General features: G+C 71.8%; 14 protein-coding genes. 3 read left to right on the plus strand and 11 right to left on the minus strand.

Annotation, left to right across the window (positions count from 1 at the left end; all coding sequences use genetic code 11):
* Positions 1–208 precede the first annotated feature (208 nt).
* Together aceB and ACY5KJ_RS01435 are read right to left on the minus strand one after the other, a co-directional pair.
* Positions 209–1,834: a malate synthase A gene (gene aceB, locus ACY5KJ_RS01430; RefSeq protein ID WP_462186081.1), complete on the minus strand. Its 1,626-nt coding sequence runs from the start codon at positions 1,832–1,834 to the stop codon at positions 209–211.
* Between the two features lie 83 nt (positions 1,835–1,917).
* The gene (locus tag ACY5KJ_RS01435; RefSeq protein ID WP_462186082.1) at positions 1,918–3,177 is read right to left on the minus strand and encodes a glutamate-5-semialdehyde dehydrogenase; all 1,260 of its coding nucleotides are present in this window, start codon (positions 3,175–3,177) and stop codon (positions 1,918–1,920) included.
* A 238-nt stretch (positions 3,178–3,415) separates the two neighbouring features.
* Between ACY5KJ_RS01435 and ACY5KJ_RS01440 the strand changes: the two genes are divergently transcribed.
* Together ACY5KJ_RS01440 and ACY5KJ_RS01445 are read left to right on the plus strand one after the other, a co-directional pair.
* A complete protein-coding gene (locus ACY5KJ_RS01440) occupies positions 3,416–4,603 on the plus strand; it encodes an exonuclease SbcCD subunit D (RefSeq protein WP_462186083.1) in 1,188 nt (395 codons plus the stop codon).
* Complete coding sequence (locus ACY5KJ_RS01445; RefSeq protein ID WP_462186084.1) at positions 4,603–7,734, plus strand: AAA family ATPase; 3,132 nt, start codon at positions 4,603–4,605, stop codon at positions 7,732–7,734. The genes ACY5KJ_RS01440 and ACY5KJ_RS01445 overlap by 1 nt, the downstream gene beginning before the upstream one ends.
* A 217-nt stretch (positions 7,735–7,951) precedes the next feature.
* Here the strand turns inward: ACY5KJ_RS01445 and ACY5KJ_RS01450 are convergent, their stop codons facing one another.
* The 5 genes from ACY5KJ_RS01450 to rplU all read right to left on the minus strand — a co-directional run bounded on the left by ACY5KJ_RS01450 (position 7,952) and on the right by rplU (position 12,195).
* Positions 7,952–8,314: a hypothetical protein gene (locus tag ACY5KJ_RS01450; RefSeq protein WP_462186085.1), complete on the minus strand. Its 363-nt coding sequence runs from the start codon at positions 8,312–8,314 to the stop codon at positions 7,952–7,954.
* 386 nt (positions 8,315–8,700) lie between these two features.
* The gene (proB, locus tag ACY5KJ_RS01455; RefSeq protein WP_462186086.1) at positions 8,701–9,816 is read right to left on the minus strand and encodes a glutamate 5-kinase; all 1,116 of its coding nucleotides are present in this window, start codon (positions 9,814–9,816) and stop codon (positions 8,701–8,703) included.
* A gap of 4 nt (positions 9,817–9,820) precedes the next feature.
* Complete coding sequence (gene obgE / locus ACY5KJ_RS01460) at positions 9,821–11,419, minus strand: GTPase ObgE (protein ID WP_462186087.1); 1,599 nt, start codon at positions 11,417–11,419, stop codon at positions 9,821–9,823.
* Between the two features lie 186 nt (positions 11,420–11,605).
* Positions 11,606–11,872 carry a 50S ribosomal protein L27 gene (gene rpmA / locus ACY5KJ_RS01465; RefSeq protein ID WP_462186088.1) on the minus strand — a complete coding sequence of 89 codons (267 nt, stop codon included), beginning with the start codon at positions 11,870–11,872 and terminating at the stop codon, positions 11,606–11,608.
* Between the two features lie 5 nt (positions 11,873–11,877).
* The gene (gene rplU / locus ACY5KJ_RS01470; RefSeq protein WP_462186089.1) at positions 11,878–12,195 is read right to left on the minus strand and encodes a 50S ribosomal protein L21; all 318 of its coding nucleotides are present in this window, start codon (positions 12,193–12,195) and stop codon (positions 11,878–11,880) included.
* 468 nt (positions 12,196–12,663) lie between these two features.
* On the opposite strand from rplU, the gene ACY5KJ_RS01475 reads away from it, so the two are divergent.
* A complete protein-coding gene (locus ACY5KJ_RS01475; protein ID WP_462202589.1) occupies positions 12,664–13,284 on the plus strand; it encodes an MFS transporter in 621 nt (206 codons plus the stop codon).
* 31 nt (positions 13,285–13,315) lie between these two features.
* Here ACY5KJ_RS01475 and ACY5KJ_RS01480 read toward each other — a convergent pair whose 3' ends face one another.
* The 4 genes from ACY5KJ_RS01480 to rodA form a co-directional block, all read right to left on the minus strand.
* On the minus strand, positions 13,316–16,735 hold the full coding sequence (locus tag ACY5KJ_RS01480; protein WP_462186102.1) for an Rne/Rng family ribonuclease: 3,420 nt from the start codon (positions 16,733–16,735) through the stop codon (positions 13,316–13,318).
* Between the two features lie 437 nt (positions 16,736–17,172).
* Positions 17,173–17,922, minus strand: coding sequence for a TIGR03936 family radical SAM-associated protein (locus ACY5KJ_RS01485; RefSeq protein ID WP_462186090.1), 750 nt, complete (start codon positions 17,920–17,922; stop codon positions 17,173–17,175).
* Complete coding sequence (locus ACY5KJ_RS01490) at positions 17,906–19,945, minus strand: TIGR03960 family B12-binding radical SAM protein (protein ID WP_462186091.1); 2,040 nt, start codon at positions 19,943–19,945, stop codon at positions 17,906–17,908. The genes ACY5KJ_RS01485 and ACY5KJ_RS01490 overlap by 17 nt, the downstream gene beginning before the upstream one ends.
* An 89-nt stretch (positions 19,946–20,034) precedes the next feature.
* Positions 20,035–21,270, minus strand: a complete 1,236-nt coding sequence (gene rodA / locus ACY5KJ_RS01495) for a rod shape-determining protein RodA (protein ID WP_462186092.1) — start codon at positions 21,268–21,270, stop codon at positions 20,035–20,037.
* Positions 21,271–21,337 lie beyond the last annotated feature (67 nt).

Consider the following 21,337-nt stretch of genomic DNA (forward strand, 5'->3'; position numbering starts at 1 on the left):
ACTTCATTACGTCCCCCTTCCGTCCCCGTGTCAGGCATCGCCCTGTCCATACTGCCAGGCTGGCGCCGCAGACGGGTGACTACGCCTTGCGCGCCGCCGTCCGCCGGGCGGATACCCGCGGGCTACTCATCGACCTGTTCGCCGCCGGTTCACCCGGGGATTCTCCCGAGGTGTTCGCCCGAAGTGTTCGCCCGAGGTGTTCGCCGGTTCAGCCGATCCGCTCGTAGGCGGGAAGAGTGAGGAACGCGACGAAGGTCTCGCCGAGCGCCGTCTCCTCGAACACCGCCGCCGCGTCCTTCCAGCGGCCGTTGTCGAAGGCGGCGGCGCCGATGGAGAGCCGGATCTGGTCCAGCACCTCCGCCAGAGTGGTCCGGACCAGATCGGCCGTGACCGGACGGCCGTCGTCGAGCACGACCCCGGCGGCTATCCACTGGAAAATCTGACTACGGGAAATCTCAGCGGTGGCGGCGTCCTCCATCAGGTTGTCGATGCCGACCGCCCCGATCCCGCGCAGCCAGCTCTCCAGGTAGCGCACCCCGACGCTGATGTTCCCGCGGACCCCGGCCGCGGTGACGGAACCCGGAGTGTCGCGCACCGCCAGCAGGTCGCCGGCGCCGACCTTGACGTCGTCACGCAACCGGGTGAGCTGGTTCGGCTCGTCGCCGAGCACCGCGTCGAAGACCTCGGTACACACCGGCACCAGGTCAGGGTGCGCCACCCAGCTCCCGTCGAACCCGTCCGCGGACTCCCGCTCCTTGTCGGCGCGCACCTTCGCCAGGGCCGCGGCGTTGATCTCGGGGTCGCGCCGCGACGGGATGAACGCCGCCATCCCGCCGATCGCGTGCGCGCCGCGGCGATGACAGGTGGAGACCAACAGCTCGGTGTAGGCGCGCAGGAACGGCACCGTCATCGTCACGCCGTTGCGGTCGGGCAGCAGGAACTCCGTCGGCCGGGACGCGAACGTCTTGATGGTGGAGAACATGTAGTCCCAGCGGCCGGCGTTGAGTCCGGCGGAATGCTCCCGCAGCTCGTAGAGGATCTCCTCCATCTCGAAGGCGGCGAGCAGCGTCTCGATGAGGACGGTCGCCCGGATGGTGCCGACGGGCAGGCCGAGCTCGGCCTGCGCCGCGGTGAACACGTCGTTCCACAGCCGGGCCTCGAGATGACTCTCCAGCTTCGGCAGGTAGAAGTACGGCGCCACGCCCGTAGCCCGCAGGGCATGCGCGTTGCGGACCAGGTGCATCCCGGCGTCGAAGAGCGCGGCGACGATCGGCTCCCCGTCGACGGTGACGTGCCGCTCCGGCAGGTGCCAGCCGCGCGGGCGCACCACGAGCGTCGCCGTGGACTCGTCGAGCTCGTAACGACGGCCGTCGGGCGAGGTGAAGGCGAGCGTGCCGGCAACGGCCTCACTCAGGTTGTGCTGCCCGACGACCATGTTCGACCAGGTCGGCACATTAGCGTCCTCGAGGTCCGCCATGAAGACCCGGGCACCGCTGTTGAGCGCGTTGATGAGCATCTTGGCGTCGGTCGGGCCGGTGATCTCGGCCCGGCGGTCGACCAGCCCCGGCGCCGGTGACGCGACCCGCCAGTTCCTGGCCCGGATGTCGGCGGTCTGCGGCAGGAAGTCGAGGGTGGCCCCGGCGGCGATCGCGGCGCGGCGGGCGGCCCGGGCGGCGAGCAGTTCGGCATGCCGGCCGGCGAACGTGCGGTGCAATCCGGCGACGAAGGCCAGCGCGTCGTCGGAGAGCACCGCGTCGACCTGATCCGCGGTGAGTCCCGGCACGGTCCGCACCGCGGACACCCCGTGCACCGTCACCCCGTCCAACGAGCCCATACCTATTCCCTTCCCGGTTCCGTTGCGTCCCGGACGGCCCGATCCGGCGGGCCCGGTAACCCGGACCTCAGGTGACCCGGACCTCAGGTGACCAGATGCCCGTCGCCGACGCCGACCCACGTCGTCGAGGTCAGCTCGGGCAGCCCCATCGGGCCGCGGGCGTGCAGCTTCTGGGTGGAGATGCCGATCTCGGCACCCATCCCGAACCGCTCCCCGTCGGTGAAACGGGTCGAGGCGTTCACCATGACGGCCGCGCTGTCGCAGGTCGTGATGAACCGTCGCGACGCCGGCAGAGACCGGGTGACGATCGCCTCGGTGTGCCCGCTGCCCCAGCGCCGGATGTGCGCGACCGCGTCGTCGAGAGAGTCGACGACGGCGACGGCCATGTCCAACGACAGATACTCGGCCGCCCAGTCGTCGTCTGTGGCGGGCAGCACCCGCGGATCGACGGCGCGCACCGCCTCGTCGCCGTGCACGGTGACCCCGGCGTCGTGCAGGGCGGCCAGCACCCGAGGCAGGAACTCCCCGGCCACGCCAGCGTGCACGAGCAGGGTCTCCGCCGAGTTGCACACCGAGACCCGCTGGGTCTTCGCGTTGACGGTGATCGCAAGCGCCTGGTCGAGGTCGGCGTCGGCGTCCACATACACGTGGCAGTTGCCGACCCCGGTCTCGATGACGGGCACCGTCGACTCCTCGACGACCGCCCGGATCAGACCCGCGCCACCCCGCGGGATGAGCACGTCGACGAGCCCGCGCAGCCGCATCAGGTGCTTGACCGCGTCGTGGTCCACCCCGGGGACAAGCTGCACCGCGTCCGCCGGCAAGCCGCTCGCGACGGCGGCGGCGCGCAGCACCGCCACCAGCGCGGTGTTGGAACGCACCGCGGAGGCGCTCCCGCGCAGCAACGCGGCGTTGCCGCTCTTGAGGCACAGGCCCGCGGCGTCCACCGTGACGTTCGGCCGGGCCTCGTAGATGATCCCGACGACGCCGAGGGGCACCCGGATCTGGCGCAGCTCCATCCCGTTCGGCAGCACCCGGCCGCGCACGACCTCGCCGACCGGGTCCTCCAACGCCGCGACCTGACGCAGGCCGTCGGCCATGCCGGCGAGCCGGGCCGGGGTGAGGGTGAGCCGGTCGACCATCGCCTCGGCGGTGCCCGCCGCCCGCGCGGCAGCGACGTCCTCGGCGTTCGCGGCGAGAATCTCCGTGGAACGGGCGATCAACGCGTCGGCCATGGCGAGCAGCGCGCGGTCCTTCTCGGCGCGGCTACGCGGGGCCAGCAGGGCCGCCGCCGCCTTGGCACGGACGGCGCTGCCTCGGACATCCTCCGCAGAGGTGCTCATCTCGGGTCCTCCGTTAGGCGGGCGCCGCGGCGCTGCCCGCCGCTACGAGGCTACCGGTGGCACGGCGGTCGTGCCGTTCATCGCTCCTCACCCGCATCCGTTAACTACTCATCTACTTATCCCGTTATCCAGGTCCGCGACAGGCAGGGACGCGGAGGGTGATAACCGGAACAGCCAGAAAGGCGCGCAGTTCGGACCCCGTGACGATCATCTCGACGGGGTTGCCTACCGTGCTCGCATGCGTGCGCTGCACACGTCCGACTGGCATCTCGGGCGTGGCCTGTACGGTCACGACCTGATGCCGGCCCAGGCGGCCTTCGTCGATCATCTCGTCAACGTCGTCCGTTCCGAGGGCGTCGACGTCGTGCTCATCGCCGGCGACGTGCACGATCGGGCGATCCCGCCGGTGGGCGCGCTGGAGCTCTTCGACGAATCGCTCTCCCGACTGCGCGGCGCCGGCGCCCGGGTCGTGGTGATCAGTGGCAACCACGACGCGGCCCGCCGGCTCGGCGACAAGGCCGGCCTGCTCGACCCCCGCGTCCGCATCCGGACGGATCCGGCCGCGGTCGGGGATCCGGTCGTCGTCGAGGATCCCGCCGGGGCGGTCCGGGTATACGCGATCCCCTACCTGGAGCCGTCGGCGGCGAACTCCCAGCTTCCCGAACCGGCGCAGGCGCCATCCGGCTCGGGCGCCCCGGCCGCCGGGCTCCCCGCCGCGACGATGCACCGGGCGATGCACCGGGCCATGCACGCGGTGCGGGCCGACCTCGCACGGTATCCGGCTGCCCGGTCCGTCGTGGTGGCGCACGCCTGGGTCACCGGCGGGGCGGCGAGCGAGAGCGAACGCGACATCAGCGTCGGCGGAGTGGGCAATGTGCCAGCCCAGTTGTTCGAGGGGATCACCTATACCGCACTCGGCCATCTGCACCGGCCACAGGCGATCGCCCCGTCCGTCCGCTACAGCGGATCGCCACTGGCCTATTCCTTCTCGGAGTCCGGCGACGCGAAGGCGTCGCTGCTCGTCGAGATCGGTCCGACCGGGCTGGGGAACGTGACCCGGATCGGCGTTCCCGCCCGGCGGCGGATGGCCCTGCTGCGCGGCAGTCTTGCCGACCTCCTCACCGACCCCGCCCATACCCCGCACGAGGCCGACTTCGTCTCCGCCGTGCTGACCGACCCCATCCGCCCCATGGACGCCATGGCCCGGTTGCAGCGCCGGTTCCCCTTCGCCCTGCGACTCGCGCATGAACCGGAGACGGAACCCGACGAGATGCTCAGTTTCGGCCGGCGGACCCGGGGACGCTCGGAGCTGGAGATCGCCGAGGCCTTCGTCGCCCATGTGCGCAGCGCTCCCTCGGTTCGGGAACGTGCTCTGCTCGCCGAAGCCCTCGGCGCCGCCCGCCGGGCCGAGGAGGAAGTCGCCTGATGCGTCCCCACCACCTGACCCTGGCGGCGTTCGGCGCCTTCCCCGGCACCGTCGAGATCGATTTCGACGTCCTCGGCAGCGGCGGCCTGCTCCTGCTCTGCGGGGAAACCGGGGGCGGCAAGACGACGCTGCTCGACGCGGTCGGGTTCGCGCTGTTCGGCCGGGTGCCGGGGATGCGCGGGGAGGTCTCCGGGCCGCCGGACCTGCGCTCGCACCACGCCGCGGCATCCCTGCGGCCGGAGGTGACGCTGGAGTTCACGGTGGCGGCGGGACGCTTCCGGATCACCCGCAGCCCCGCCTGGGACAAGCCGAGACGCGGCGGCGGGACGACCCGCGCCCATCCGACGGCGCGGCTGGAACGGTTCGACGGCGCCGGCGGCTGGGAGATGGCCGCCACCCGCATGGAGGACGTCGGCCATGAGATCGACCTGCTCGTCGGCATGAGCGACAAGCAGTTCTTCCAGGTCATCATGCTCCCGCAGGGACGCTTCGCTGACTTTCTCCAGGCCGACCACGGTGCGCGCGAGAAGCTCCTGAAGCCGCTGTTCCACGTCAACCGCTTCGAGTACGCCGAGCAGTGGCTGCTGGACCGGGCAAAGATCGCCGCCGAACGGCTGGCGCTGGCCCGCGCTGAGCTCGACCGGGTGACCGCCCGGGTCTCGCAGGTGGCGGCCGTCGACGAGCCGGAGGATCCGACGGCCGACGCCGGCTGGGCCGCGGACCTCGCCGGGACCGCCGCGGCGGCGGCCATCTCGGCCGACGAGGCGGCCGGCGCGGCGGCAGCGTGGCGCACCTCGGCCGAGGAGGCCCTGGACCAGGCACGCGACCTCGCCCGACGCGTCGAGCAGCGCCGGATACTGGCCGCCCGGCAGGAGGAGCTCGCGGCACAGGCACCCCGGATCGAGCTGCTCACCACCGGGCTGGACGCGCCCCGCCGGGCCGCTGTCGTCGCGCCCGCCCTGGACGAGGTCCGCCGCCGCACCGCGGCGGTCCACCGGGCCGAGGCCGACGAACGCGACGCCCGGAACCGGCTCGGACGCCATCCATCCGGGCTCCTCCCCGGGGGAGAACCCGCCCCCTCCGGACCACTGCCCGAGGAGGCCACCGGGAGGCCTGCCGAGGCGCCTGCCGAGGAACTCGCCCGCCTGGCCCGCCTCGCCCACACCGAGACCGGGCGACTGGAAACGTTGACCGACACCCTCGCCGCCGCCGAGCGGGACGCCGAGGAGGCCACCGGGGCCGACCGGGACACGGCCGCCCACACCCGGTCCGCCGCCGAACTCGCCGAGGCGATCAGCGTCACGCTGCCCCGCGCCCGTGTCGAGGCCGAGGCCCGGGTGGAGGTCGCCCGGCGAGCCGGCGCCGCCCTACCCGGCCTGGTCGAACGGGCCCGGTGGGCCAAGGAGCTGGCCTCCGCCGTCCGGGAGGGGCGGCAGGTGCGGACCGTGGCCGACGAGGCCGAACGAGACGCATCCGCGGCCCGGACCCACGCATCCGACCTCCGGCGGCAGCGATTCGACGCCATCACCGCCGAACTCGCCGCCGCGCTTGTCCATGACACGCCTTGTCCGGTCTGCGGGGCCCTGGAGCATCCCGACCCGGCCGAGACCCGGGCCGATCATGTGAGCAAGGACGCCGAGACCGCGGCCGGGCAGGAGGCGGACCGGCTCGCCGACGCCGCGACGAGGGCAGGCCGGGCGGTGGCCCACTGGGAGTCCCGGGTCCGGGCGCTGCACGCCGACCTGGTCGGCCCAACGGACGGGGACGACCGCGCGGACCCGAACGACAGGGCGGACCCGGACGACCGCGTCGAGGCCGCCTTCGCCGAGATCCGCGCGCTTCCGGTCGCGACGCTGCTGGGCGGCTCCGAGGCGCCGGTCGCGGATCGGCTCGATGAACTCGCCGCCGTGCTGACCCACGCGGTCCGCGCCCGGACCCGGGCGGCTAAGAAGCTCGCCGCGGCGGAGGCCGCGTTGCGCGAGGTCCACGAGAACGAGAAGGAGACCGCGGCCCGCCATTCCGCCGCACGGACCGCGGCGCAGGCAGCCCGGGAACGCGCGGCGGACGCCCGGGGCCGTGCCGCCCGGCGGCTCGCCGGCGTTCCGGCGGAGCTATGCGACCCCGAGGCACTGGCCGCGCGCCGCCGTGCCGTCACCGCCCTCGCCGCCGATCACGAGGCCGCGCAGGCCGCGGCCCTGGCAGCCGAGCAGGCCCGGGCCGAACACATCCGCGCCGGGACGGCCGCCCTCGACCAGGCGCGGCAGGCGGGGTTCTCCGACCTGGACGACGCCGCCGAGGCCGTGCGGGACTCCGACTGGATGCGCCGCGCCGCGGACGAGGTCCGAGCCCATCGGGACGAGCTCGTCGCCGTCGGGGCCAGGCTGGCGGGCGAGGATCTCGCCGTCGACCCGGACACCGAGGTCCCGCTGGCCGACCACGAGACGGCCGTGGCCGACGCCCGCGAGGTCCACGAGAGCACGCTCGCCACGGCCGCACGCGCCCGGGAACGGGCCGAACGGCTGGCCGCGCTGGTCACGGAGTTCACCGAGAAGCTCACTACCCTGGATCCGCTGCGGGAGGCGGCGGACGAGCTGCGGGGACTCGCCGATCTGGCCGCCGGGCGGGGTGCCAACACCGAGCGCATGCCGCTGTCCAGCTTCGTGCTGGCGGCCCGGCTGGAAGAGGTGGCCGCTGCCGCCAGCCATCGGCTCGCGGCGATGAGCGGCGGCCGGTTCACTCTGGTGCACGACGCGGGGGAAAGCCGCGACAAGCGCCGGCGCGCCGGCCTCGGGCTGCTGGTCGACGACGCCTGGACCGGCCGGCGGCGCGACACCGCCACCCTGTCCGGCGGGGAGACCTTCCAGGCGGCGCTGTCACTGGCCCTCGGGCTCGCCGACGTCGTGACGGCCGAGGCGGGAGGCCGGCGGATGGACGCGCTGTTCATCGACGAGGGTTTCGGCACGCTCGACCCGGACAGCCTCGACGAGGTGATGACCGTCCTCGACGAGCTGCGTTCCGGCGGCCGGCTCGTCGGCGTCGTCAGCCATGTCACCGAGCTGCGCCAGCGCATCCCGAACCAGATCCGGGTCGTCAAAGGGGTCGGCGGCAGCCGGGTCGAGACCACGTCCTGACCCGGACGCACCACTGACCCGGACACACTGCTGGCCCTAACACACCGCTGGCCCGGATACACCACTACTCGGCCGGCCTAGCCGGGAAAACCGCATCCCAGGCCAGGACCCGGGATCGGGAAACGGCCACCACCGGATTCCGGTGGTGGCCGTTTCGGCATTGCCGGACGGACCAGGGATCGGATCATTTCATCGAGTCTTCAACGGAGATGTCCGGCTACGAGAACAGGTTTATGGTGACCGACTTTCCACTGAACGGTCTCTGGAGGGGGAAGGTACGGCTGTAGTTGTCCGAGTTGTCGGAACACTGGACGCTGAAGGTGGCGCTTGTGCCGGCCACCGGAACCTGCTGGAGGCTCAGGCTGTAGAAGCCGCCGGCGCCGACGCCGGACGAGTCGAACTCGCCGGCCGTCGTGCGGACCGCCACGCCCACCGCGGCGCTGGCCGGGCACCTGGCGACGCCGCCGATCAAGACGTTCGAACTGTTCAGATCCGCGCTCGCGGGAAGGGCCGATGCCAGCGTCAGCGCGCCGGCGGCTCCGGCCGAGGCGAGGAGACCCACGGTCTTACGCATTCTCATGACGAAATAACCTCTCTCAACAGATGCGACCTCTTGCCCGCCGAGGGAAGGTTACCCGACTCCGGAAACGTTATTCGCCGCCGTCGCCTTTTTTTGCGCCGAGGCCTTTTCAGTTTTATCGGCGACTTTCCGGGTAGCCGGGGCGGAATGCCGAGAGAGAGCTGTTGATGGGCTCTCTCGAATTCCGGGAAACGAGGCACGATAGTCGCCGGTTTCCACTGGAATATCGCCGTCCAAGCCATCCTCTCCAGCCGATATGTCTAATTATATGGATGGCTATCTGGACGGCCTTGTCCCGGCCGGGAAACGGCTCGTCCCGGGCCGGGAAACGGGCCGGCGCGCCTGGCTGGCACCTCAGCCCGGGCCGGGTGAGATAGCCGGCCGGGTCAGCGGGCCGGCAGCAGCAGCACGAGGTCGTCGCGGTGGACGATCTCACGTTCGTACGACGGTCCGCGTTCCATGGCGAGGTCGGCCGTCGAACGCCCGAGCATCACGGGCAGCTCCGCCGCGTCGAAGGCAACGAGCCCCCGCGCCACGGACCGCCCGTCGGGGTCGACCAGGTCCACCGGGTCCCCGGCGGCGAAGTCCCCCTCCACGCCGGTTATCCCGGCGGGCAGCAACGACGCCCGCCGCCGTACCACCGCGGCCACCGCCCCGGAGTCCAAGTGCAGCCGGCCCTCGGGGGCGGTCGCGTGCGCCAGCCAGAGCAGGCGGGAGGCCCGACGCGGCCCGGTGGAGTGGAAGACGGTGCCGACCTCGTCCCCCCGCAGCACCGGTGCGGCGTTCGCGGCCGAAGTGATGATCGCCGTAACGCCGCCGGAGGCCGCCATCCGGGCTGCCTCGATCTTGGTGGCCATCCCGCCGACCCCGACACCGGCGGTACCCGTGCCCCGGGCGGTCAGCCCGTCCAGGTCGGTGTCCGAACGCACCTCGCGCACCATGGTCGCCGGGCCCAGCCGGGGGTTGGCGTCGTACAGGCCGTCCACGTCAGACAGGAGCACCAACAGGTCCGCCGACACGAGATGGGCGACGATCGCGGCGAGCCGGTCGTTGTCGCCGACCCGGATCTCCTGAGTAGCCACCGCGTCGTTCTCGTTGATGATCGGGATGACGTCGAGCTCGAGCAGCCGGTCGAGCGCGGTCCGGGCGTTGCGGTAGTGGGTGCGGCGGATCACGTCGGTCGCCGTCAGCAGCACCTGGCCGACCTGGTGACCGGCCCGTCCGAACGCTGCCGCGTAGCTGTGTACGAGCGAGCTTTGGCCGACGCTCGCCGCCGCCTGCTGGGTGGCGAGGTCACGCGGCCGCCGGGCCAGGCCGAGCGGGGCGAGACCCGCGGCGATGGCCCCGGAGGACACCAGCACCAGTTGTTGTCCGGCCCGGGGCAGCACCGCGGCCACCAGCGCCTCGAGCCGGTCGGCGTCCAGACCGCCGACAGCCGTCGTCAGCGAGGACGAACCGACCTTGACGACGACCCGGCGCGCGTCGGTCACGAACGGACGCACGCCTTCATCCTTCTTCTTCTCCTCGTACCGCCGGTTCTCCTCGTACCGCCGGGTCGACGGCGACGGCGGCGACGGCGGCGCGGCGAGCCATCCGTTCGGCCCGGGTCAACCGCACCGAGGCCCGCAACCGGTCGTCGGTCCCGCGCGGCCCGAGGGGCACTGGGGAACCCGTGTCCCCACCTCGGCCGGGTGACGGTGCCGCACCGGAGGCCGCGGTGCCGGCCGGCCCGCGACCACCCAGACCGGTCTCGGCGAGCCCGTCGCCACCCGGCTGATCATCGCCGCCCAGCCCGCCGTTACCCAGCCCGCCGCCGCTCAGCGTCGGCTCCCAGTCGAACGTGACCTCGCCGATGGTCACCTCCACTCCCGCGGTGGAGCCGAGGCGGGCGAGCTCCTTCTCCACGCCGAGGCGGGCGAGCCGGTCGGCGAGAAAGCCGATCGCCTCGTCGTTGGTGAAGTCGGTCTGCCGCACCCATCGCTCGGGCTTCGACCCGATGATCAGGAAACCGTCGCCGAGGGGGCGCACCGTGAAGTCGGGCTCGTTCACCGCGCGGGGACGCAGCACGATGCGGGTCGCCGCCCGGGCCGGCGCGGCCGCCCGGTGCTGGGCGACGATGTCGGCCAGGGCCAGGGACAGCGCGTGCACGCCACGTCGGGTCGCGGTACTCACCGCGAAGACCGCGAGGTCACGGGCTCGCAGCTCGGGGGCGACGAGCTCCGCGAGCTCCGCGGCGTCCGGAATGTCGATCTTGTTGAGGACGACCAGCCGGGGACGGTCAGACAGATCGGCGGAGTAGGCGGCGAGCTCGGCCTCGATGACGTCGAGGTCGGTCATCGGATCACGGCCCGGTTCCAGGGTGGCGCAGTCCAGCACATGCACGATCACCGAGCAGCGTTCGATGTGCCGGAGGAACTCCAAGCCCAGCCCGCGTCCCTCGCTGGCGCCCGGTATCAGGCCGGGGACGTCCGCGACCGTGTAGGGCGGATGATCACCCGCCTGCGCCACACCGAGATTGGGCACCAGCGTGGTGAAGGGATAGTCGGCGATCTTCGGCTTGGCCGCGCTGAGCACCGACACCAGGGAGGACTTGCCGGAGCTGGGAAAACCGACGAACGCGACGTCGGCCACGGTCTTGAGTTCCAGCACGGCGTCGAGCTGCTCGCCGGGCTCGCCGAGTTCGGCGAACCCGGGGGCCTTGCGGCGGGCCGACGCGAGCGCCGCGTTGCCCCGCCCCCCACGGCCGCCGCGGGCCAGTACGAACGCGCTGCCCGGTCCGACCAGGTCGATGATCTGCTCGCCGTCCTCCGTCAGCACGACGGTCCCGTCCGGCACCGGGAGGACGAGGTCCGCACCGTCCGCACCGTGCCGGTTCGACCCCTGGCCGGGGCGTCCCCGGGAGGCGCGCTGATGCGGATGGAAGTGGAAGTCGAGCAGGGTGGTCACGCTCGGGTCCACCACGAGGCGGACGTCACCACCCCGGCCGCCGTCACCGCCGTCCGGCCCGCCCAGCGGCTTGAACTTCTCCCGGTGGATGGAGGCACAGCCATGACCGCCGTCCCCGGCCGCCGCGTGCAGCACCACCCGGTCGACGAACGTCGGCATCACCGCCTCCTCTCCACATCCCTCCCCGCGAGTCCCTCCCTGCGAGAGACGCACCAAAGCCGCGCAACCACGCTCGGCAGGGCGGTGGTACGCGCGGCTGCTGACGCACCGGTGATCGCCGAGATCGCCACCTGACGGCGGCCCAGGCCACGCTGTCGAACCGACAGCGTGGCCTTGACGACCAGATCAGGCGGGTACCGCCGCCTCGGCCACCACATTCACGACCCGACGGCCCCGCCGGTGACCGAACTGCACGTGCCCGGGCGAGAGCGCGAACAGCGTGTCGTCCTTACCGCGCCCGACCAGCTCACCCGGGTGGAAATGGGTCCCGCGCTGACGAACGATGATCTCGCCGGCCTTCACGTACTGACCGCCGAAACGCTTCACGCCCAGCCGCTGCGCGTTCGAATCCCGCCCGTTGCGCGAGGAACTCGCGCCCTTCTTGTGCGCCATCCCGCTCAGGCCTTCCCGGTCTCGATGCCGGTCACCTTGAGACGCGTCAGCTTCTGGCGGTGACCCTGGCGCTTGTGGTAGCCGGTCTTGTTCTTGAACTTGTGGATCCGGATCTTCGGACCCTTGACGACGCCGACGACCTCGGCGGTGACCGCGACGGACGCGAGAGCGTCAGCGTCGTGGGTGACCGACTCGCCATCGACGAGCAGGAGCGCCGGAAGGTTCACGGCCGCGCCCGGCTCTCCGGGAAGGAGCTCGACGTCGACGACATCGCCGACGGCGACCCTGTGCTGCTTGCCGCCACTGGCAACGACCGCGTACACCAGATCTCCCTGCTGTTGTTATGCCGCTGTGACCGCACGGAACCCGGAACGGCGTTCCCCGCGGAGCTTTGGGTGCGCATGGGCCGCGATCGACCGGAACGCGGCCGATCGGCGGTCATTCAGCGAGCATTGCCCGATAGCGAGCATCGCTCAGTCCGGATGAGCATGCGGACTCCACCTTACAGGTCATCGGGAGTGGGGCGAAGGACCGCCCGCCGCATACCGCCCATTCCGTCCCGCGCATCCCCCGCATGGCAGTCACGCATCCCGCACGCGACGGGGCCCCGCCGGGCGGATCTCATCGCGGCTCCTCGCCCCGCTCATCCGGGTCATATCCAGGGATGACCCGGACGGGCCATGGTGTAGGCCGCCGAGGAGGGAGAAGCATGGAACGTCCACATGGCGGAGTTCCACGATGGATCGTGAGGCTTCGACGCCGGGAATGAGATCGCGTCGGGGGTGACGAGGATGTACTGGCAGCTGGTGGTCTGGGCCGCAGGAGCCGGTACCGCCGTCGCTCTGGCCGTCGTCTGCCGCCCGGCGGCCACCGCCGCCCGTCGTTATGGCTCGGTTCCCGGCACGGTCCCCGCCGCGACGGGCGCGCTGACCGTGCTGGTCGTCGTCGGTCTCACTCTCACGGCCTTCGCCGGCCTACCGCCCTGGGCAGGCGCCTGTTGGACGCTGGGCACCGCGGCCGCGGCCGGATGGATCGCGCTGCGCCGACGGGGTCCATCCGCTTGGGGGTTGCCCGATTCCGGGACGGAAGGCCGGCCGCCCGGTGGTCTCGAGGCGGGAGACGCAGGAGACGCGGCCGACCCCGCCGATGCGGCCTACACGGCCGACGAGCCGGTCCTACGCGGTCGGATGAGCCCGAGCCTCGCCGATCAGGACGATCTGGTGCAGTCGCTGACCATCGCCTCCTATGCCCTGCAGATGGGCGATCCAGGACGGGCCCGTCAGGCAGTCGAGGTAGCCCTGTCCCGTTCCCGGACCACCCTCGATCTGCTGCTGCGGGAGAATGCCGGCCGCGGGCTCGTGCGCCCGGGCCCGGCCGCCGGTCCGAGTCGGGCCGGGCCGACCGCCGCCTGAACGGCCGGTCCGGCTCTCCGCCAGGCCTCGATCAGCTCGGGGGCTCCGCCGAGCGCACGGACTCCAGCGACTCGGCCGGCTTGGACACCGGCCGGGAGGCCCGCCGCCGTCGGCTCCGGGCCGGTTTGCCCGCAGTGGGCAAGGCGTTGTCCGCGGTCGCGAGGCTGTCGGGATCATCGGAGTTGGCGTACACCGGCGGCAGGGCATCCTCGAAGCCGCCCGCGCCGGAGCCACCGCCGACGGGCACCTGCCCGTTCGACCCAGCTGGGGAGCCGGCTGCCACGGGTCCCGGGGCGGCGGCAGCCGCGGCCACGTCCGCCGGCCCTGCCGCACTGTCGGCCGCATGCGCGGGCACCGTATCCGCGGCGGTGACGCCCTCGCCAGCCATCGCACCCTCGCCAGCCGTCACGGCGACGTTCTCCGCGGCGCCAGGCGTCGATGATGCGACGGATCCGCCGGGTTCGCTGGATCCACCAGGTTCGCCGGACCCGGCGGACGCCTCGGATTCGGATACGGACGTGGGCCCGGCCGACGCGGCGGCGGCGATGATCGTGGGGTCATCGACGGCACGCGTGGACACGGCACGCGTGGACGAGGAGCGGGCCCGACGACCGGACCCGGGCCCCTCCGCCGGCGCGGGCGCGGGCACCGCCACCGGAGTCGGCTGACCGGCACCGGACACGATGGTCCCGCTCGGCACGCCGACTGCGGCGTGTGCACCGCTGCCGCCGTCGAGGTGGATGACCACCCCTCGGCCGTTGCAGTGCACGCACGGCTCGCTGTAAGCCTCCAGCAGGCCCTGCCCCACCCGCTTGCGGGTCATCTGGACCAGCCCGAGGCTGGTCACCTCGGCGACCTGGTGCCGGGTACGGTCCCGGCCAAGGCACTCGGTGAGCCGGCGCAGGACCAGTTCCCGGTTACTCTCCAGAACCATGTCAATGAAGTCGATGACGATGATGCCACCGATATCCCGCAGCCGCAGCTGACGGACGATCTCCTCGGCGGCCTCCAGGTTGTTCTTGGTGACCGTCTCCTCGAGATTGCCGCCCTTGCCGGTGAACTTGCCCGTGTTGACGTCGATGACCGTCATCGCCTCAGTCCGGTCGATGACGAGCGATCCACCCGAGGGCAGCCAGACCTTGCGGTCGAGGGCCTTGGCGAGCTGCTCGTCTACCCGGTACTCGGCGAAAACGTCACCGGTTCCGGTGTAGCGGCGGATCCGCGGCCGCAGATCGGGAGCCACTGTGTCGATGTACTCCTCGATCGTGGTGGCCTCACCTGAGCCCTGGACGACCAGCTCGGTGAAGTCCTCGTTGAAGATGTCCCGGATCACCCGGACGACCAGGTCCGGCTCGCCGTAGAGCAGCGAGGGCGCCGACGCCTTCTTCGCCTTGCGCTCGATGTCCTCCCACTGGGCGGCGAGCCGCTCGATGTCGCGTTCCAGCTCGGCCTCGCTGGCACCCTCGGCGGCGGTGCGCACGATGACCCCGCCGTCCTCGGGCGTGATTTTCTTCAGGATGCTCTTGAGCCGGGCTCGTTCGGTGTCCGGCAACTTGCGGCTGATCCCGGCGTTCTGCCCGTCCGGGACGAACACCAGGTACCGCCCCGGCAGGCTGATCTGGCTGGTGAGCCGCGCGCCCTTGTGCCCGATCGGATCCTTGGACACCTGGACCAGGACCGACTGGCCGGACTTGAGTACCTGCTCGATCTTGCGGGGCCGACCGTCCAGCCCGGAGGCGTCGTAGTTGACCTCGCCGGCATAGAGGACGGCATTGCGTCCTTTGCCGATGTCGACGAAGGCCGCCTCCATGCTGGCCAGCACGTTCTGCACTCGGCCGAGGTAGATGTTGCCCGCGTAGGACGCCGAGCTCGCCCGGGTCACGAAGTGCTCGACGAGTACCCCGTCCTCCAGCACGGCGATCTGGGTGCGGTCCCCCGCGTGGCGGACGACCATCCGGCGTTCGACTGACTCCCGCCGGGCCAGGAACTCCGCCTCGGTGACGATCGGCGGCCGACGCCGACCGCTGTCGCGACCCTCCCGGCGCCGCTGACGCTTGGCTTCCAGACGGGTGGACCCGCTCAGCCCCCGGACTAGGTCCTCGTCCTTGCGGGTCTCCCGGACGTGGACGACCGTGTTCGGCGGGTCGTCGGCGAGCGCCGGCTCGTCGCCGCCGCCGCGCCGCCGCCGCCGTCGGCGGCGGCGGGCCCCTCCCAGCCGGTCGTCCTCGTCCTCACCGTCACGCTCGGCGTTTTCCTCCGCCGCGCCGGGGGGCGTCTCGGCGCCCTCATCCGACGCGCCGGCCGGCACCGACCCGGTTCCCTGCCCGGCCGCGGACGAGCCGTCCGCACCGTCCGCGTCCTGCGCCACACCCTCGCGACCCGTGTCGTCCGCGGCCGCGACGCCGTCCTCCGGGCCGGACTCCACGCCGTCCTCGTCGCCCCGGGCCCGACCACGACCACGGCGACCACGGCGCCGACGGCGGGTGGAGGCCGAGCCGCCCCCGTCCGGGTCGTCGTCGAATTCGCTGTCCTCCTCGCCGCCCGCGAGGTCGCCCATCGTGTCAAGATCGGTCGTGTCGGGATCGGTGACCACGTCCGCCTCGTCCCGGGGATGAGCCGGTGCCTCGGCATGCTGCCGCTCGGCGGACGGGAACGCCGTGCCCGCCACGGAGTCCACCGCGGTGGCGGCGGATCCGAGTTCGGCGGCACGCCGCCAGCGAGCCTCCACGACCGCCGGTTCGGGAGCCTGGAAGGTCACCATGGCGACCGGTCGCCGGAGCACGGGACGGATCGCCGGCTCGACGACCAGCTCGTTATGGATCCCGGCCCAGGTCGGAGCGGTCGCCCGCCTGGCCTTTGTCACCGCGCTCCGGCTGCTGCCGACCTCGGGTTCGGCAGAGCTCGACTCAGCGGTCGACTCCCGGGCCACCGGCTCGGCGACGCCGGGCTCATCGGTCCCGGGCTGCGCGGACTCCGGTTCCGCGGGCCCGGGCGTGTCGGGAGCCGACACCATGGCGGCGGTCGAACCCGCGGGTACACCGACGGACCCGGTCGCACCGACATCCGGCATCGCCGGACCGAGGGCGGTCGCAGCGGCCGGGTCCGGCACCGCGGCAGCGGGCGTCATCAGTCCGGAGATGGCACGACGGGCCCTGGTCCGTTTCGGCTTCGCAGCGACGTCCGGCGATACGACGTCCCGCGACACCTCCTCGGCGGGAGGGGCATCCTCGGCGGGAGGGGCGACCGCCACCTCGGTCACCTCACGCACAGCGCGGCGGCTGCGTGCCACCCGGGCGCGCCGCGCCGGCACCGGTCCGGTGGCCTCCGCCGTGTCGTGCGGGGCCGGGATGACAGTGACGGATTCGACGGTGGCGGGTTTATCGACCGGAACTGGTTCGCCGACCGGGGTGGTCGAGGGAGCGTCGGCTTCGGCGGTATCCGCCGGTTCCATCCTGGCCCTGGTGGAGCCGCGGGCCGTCCGGGCGCGGGTAGTCGAACCAGCGTCCCGGCGCCGGCGCCGGCCCTCGGCCTGCGCCGAGGGCGCGTCGCCGGAGGTCTCATCTGGAAGGGGCCCGCCCGGGACCTGGGCGACGGCCGGGTCCGGAACCGGATTCCCGGCTGGCGCCACATCGGTCACGCTCGGCCCGGCGGTGACATGCTCATCGACGGGTGGGCCTGCCGCTCGTCCCGCGGCCCTGCGCCTACGCGCTGCCGGTCGGGTGGGCTCAGATTCAGTCTGGATAGTCAGATCGTCGTCGGGCACGGGTTAAGAAGCCTCTCGGGCTCCCGGGCGCGCTGCTCATGCAGTCGCGACCGCGCAGAAGCCGCTGTCTCGGTCCGGCGCGGGTACCGCCGGGAATCCTGCGACGCCCTGCAACACGCTGAGGTTCAACCCACCAGCCGGCCAGCGCCGTTGCGGTCCTGCGCCAGCGGGTCCGCCACAGTGCCGTTCTCACGCAGTCGGCCCTGTTCGAGCCGGGTGGACTCGGGCGGCACCGACGAGCGCAGGCCGGCTACCACGCCTAGGGCGGTCAGCACGTCGTCTGGTCGTACAGCGGGCGTCGTGTGCCGCACGACCATCTCTAGTATCGCACACGTGTCGTTCTCTGCGCGGCAAACGGCGGAGACCACTGCCGCGCGCACATCGAACCGTCGCCGGCCGTCCTTCGTCGCCCGCTCAACTTCGACCATGTCGCGGCGCAACAGCTCCCGCACGGCGGCGGAGACCTCCGGAGCTGAGGCACCCGGCAACCGTACCGACCACCGCGAGGCGTCGATCCGCTCGGCGAGGCCGCCGCCTTCCGCCCGGCGGCACGCGAGCACGTCCAGCCCCGGCGGAAGAACGGCGTCCAGGCCGACCCGCAGCGCATCCGGATCGACCGAGGCCGCCAGGGCCAGCTCGACGTATTCGGCCTCACTGGCCGCCCCGGTCGGCGCGGCGCCCAGCCACGAGATCCGCGGATGCGGACTGAATCCCGCCGAATAGGCCATCGGGACCCCGGCTCGGCGCAACGCGCGCTCGAACGTGCGCGCCACGTCCCGATGTGAGAGGAATCTCAGCCGGCCCCGCTTCGCGAAACGAAGTCGCACCCGTTCGACCACCGGCGGAGGCGGCGGTCCCTCAGGTCGCCGCGCCACTGCCCACCGGAGCCGGGGCGAGCCGCGACGCGGTCGCGGGATCGGGTTGAACGGCTGGCTGCGGTCGCTCGGCCTGCCCGGACCCGGGGCCCTGGAGGTTCGACACCGCAAGCACGGGGAGCAGTCGACGTCCGGTCGGGCCGATCTGGGTGTCGGTGCCCATCGTCGGGCAGACCCCGCAGTCGTAGCAGGGTGTCCAGCGACAGTCATCGAGCTCATTCCCGCTCAGCGATTCCTGCCAGTCGGCCCACAGCCAGTCCCGGTCGAGGCCCGCGTCGAGGTGATCCCAGGCCAGCACCTCGCGTTCGTCACGCTCGCGGGTGGTGAACCAGTCCAGCGACACCCCCAGCGGTCCGAGCTCCGCCGCGCACGCGGACTCCCAGCGTTCGAACGAGAAGTACTCGTTCCAGCCGTCGAAGCGGCCACCGTCCCGCCAGACCCGTTCGATCACCGCACCCACCCGGCGGTCACCGCGAGCCAGCAGGCCCTCGATGATGCCTGGCCGACCGTCGTGGTAACGGAAACCGATCGCCCGACCCACCTCACGATCGGCGCGCACGGCATCACGGAGCAGCTTCAGCCGAGCGTCGGTCACCTCGTGCGGCGCCTGCCCCGCCCACTGAAACGGGGTGTGCGGCTTGGGCACGAACCCGCCGATCGACACGGTGCAGCGGATGTCGCGCTGCCCGCTGACCCGCCGACCGGCCCGGATGACCTCCCGGGCGAGGTCGGCGATCTCCAGCACGTCTTCGTCGGTCTCGGTCGGCAGGCCGCACATGAAATAGAGCTTCACCTGCCGCCAGCCGTGAGCGTAAGCGGTGCTGACGGTGCGGACCAGGTCCTCGGCACTGACCATCTTGTTGATGACCCGGCGCAGCCGCTCGGAACCGCCCTCAGGGGCGAAGGTCAGCCCGCTACGCCGGCCGTTACGGGAGAACTCGTTCGCGAGCGTGACGTTGAAGGCGTCCACCCGGGTGGACGGCAGGCTCAACGAGACGTTGGTGCCCTCGTACCGGTCGGCGAGACCGGTGGCGATCTCGCCGATCTCGGTGTGGTCCGCGCTCGACAACGACAGCAGGCCGACCTCGGAGAATCCCGTCGCGCGCAGCCCCGCGTCGACCATCGCACCGATGGTGGCGATGTTACGCTCACGCACCGGACGGGTGATCATCCCGGCCTGGCAGAACCGGCAGCCCCGGGTGCAGCCGCGGAAGATCTCCACGCTCATCCGCCCGTGCACCGTCTCGGCGAGCGGGACCAGCGGAGCCTTCGGATACGGCCAGGAGTCGAGATCGGACAGCGTGTGCTTGCTCGGCCGGACCGGCACGTCGTCCCGGTTGCGGGTGACCGACCGAATACGGCCGTCGGGCCGGTAGGAGACGTCGTAGAACGCCGGCACGTACACCAGGCGCCGACGGGCCAGCCAGTGCAACAGCTCGCCCCGGCCACCGGGACTCCCGGCCGCCTTCCAGGCGCGAACCACGTCGGTGATGCCCAGCACGGCCTGCTCGCCGTCGCCGAGCACGACGGCGTCGACGAACGTGGCGATCGGCTCGGGATTGAAGGCGGCATGCCCCCCCGCGATGACCAGCGGATCAGCGTCGGTGCGCTCGGCCGCGTGCAACGAGATCCCGGCAAGATCGAGTGCCGTCAGCAGGTTGGTATACCCGAGCTCGGTGGCGAAACTGATGCCCAACAGGTCGAAATCGCCCACCGCGCGGTGGGCGTCCACCGTGAACTGCGGCAGCCCGTGCTCGCGCAGCAACGCTTCCAGGTCCGGCCACACCGAGTAGGTGCGCTCGGCGAGCACATCCGGCTGCTCGTTGAGGATCTCGTACAGAATCTGCAGCCCCTGGTTGGGCAGGCCGATCTCGTAGGCGTCCGGATACATCAGGCACCAGCGGACGGCAGCGGAGTCCCAGGGTTTGACCGTGGAGTTGCCCTCGCCTCCAACGTACTGCACGGGCCTTCGCACCCGCGGGAGCAGCGGCTCCAGGCGAGCGAACAGCGACTGTCCGGACATGCATGCGAGCCTACGGCACGCGCCAGGTCCACCTCGACGCTCGGCCGGCCCGGGAAACGCGGCCGGGCGGGAAGTGCAGCCGGGCGGACTCAGGAGGCATACGGGTCCGATCGGGATCGCAGCCGCACGTTCTGCAGGAGCCCGACAGCGATCATGTTTGCGAACATCGACGAACCGCCGTAGGAGAGAAAAGGCAACGGCAGGCCGGTGACCGGCATGATGCCCAGGCACATGCCGATGTTGACGAACGCCTGGAAGGTGAACCAGGAGACGACCCCGGTGGCGACGAGCGTGCCGAAGGAGTCCTGCGAGTCGAAGCCGATTGACAGGGCCCGCCACAGAACCACGCCGAGCAGCACGATGATTCCGCCAGCCCCGAGGTATCCCAGTTCCTCCCCCGCGACACTGAACACGAAGTCTGTCTGCTGCTCGGGGACGAACTGGCCCTGGGTCTGCTGGCCGTGCAGCAGGCCCCGTCCGGAGATTCCGCCGTTGGCGATCGCGATCATCGCCTGGTCGACGTTGTAGCCCGTGCCGGACGATGCCTTGTTCTCGGAGACGAACGAGGTCAGCCGGGCCTCCTGATACGGCTTCAGGAGGTGGAACTGGAGGATCGCGCCGCCGAACAGCACACCGCAGAGGATCAGCCCCAGCACCCATCGGCGCGGCGCGCCGCTGACCGCCAGCATGCCGAGGGTGGTGAAGACCAGAACCATGACGGTACCGAAGTCCGGCTGCAACATGATCAAGCCGGTCGGGACCACGGTGAGCCCGAGCACGAGCAGCACGTCACCGTGGCCGGGGGCGCCGCGCCGGACTCCCGTGTGCCGGTCCTCGTGTTTCTCACCGAAGATCATCGCCACGCCGACCACGAGCGCCACCTTGGCGAACTCGGACGGCTGCAGCTGGAAGCCGGCAGGCAGCACAATCCACGAGTGCGCGCCGTTGATCGTCGAACCGAACGGGAGTACCGCGACGAGCCCGACGAGCGAGCCGAGATAGACGAAGGGCGCGTAGGCCCGCACCGCCCGGTAGTCGATGACGGTCGCAACCGCGCCGAGCACCAGCCCGATGGCCAGGTTCAGCAGGTGCCGATCGAGGAAGGTGTTGGGATCACTGCCCGCCTCGCTGAGCCGCTGGCGGGTCGCCGACCAGACCAGCAGAGCACCGAGAACGGACAACGCGATGACGCAGAGCTGCAGCGGCCAGTCGAGCCGGCGCAGCGGCGAGTGGGGTCCGGAAGCCCTCTCCCGCAGGTGCCCGATCCGCCCCCGGATGGGCACCGGAGACGATCGAAGTGCGGTGGGTCCCGCTTCGTCTACCACTGCGCCTCCCGCCACCACCGTCACGCCGACGCGACATTCACATCCTGGGCTCCCACCTCATCCCGAG

This window comes from Frankia sp. CcWB3 (genome assembly GCF_977927595.1).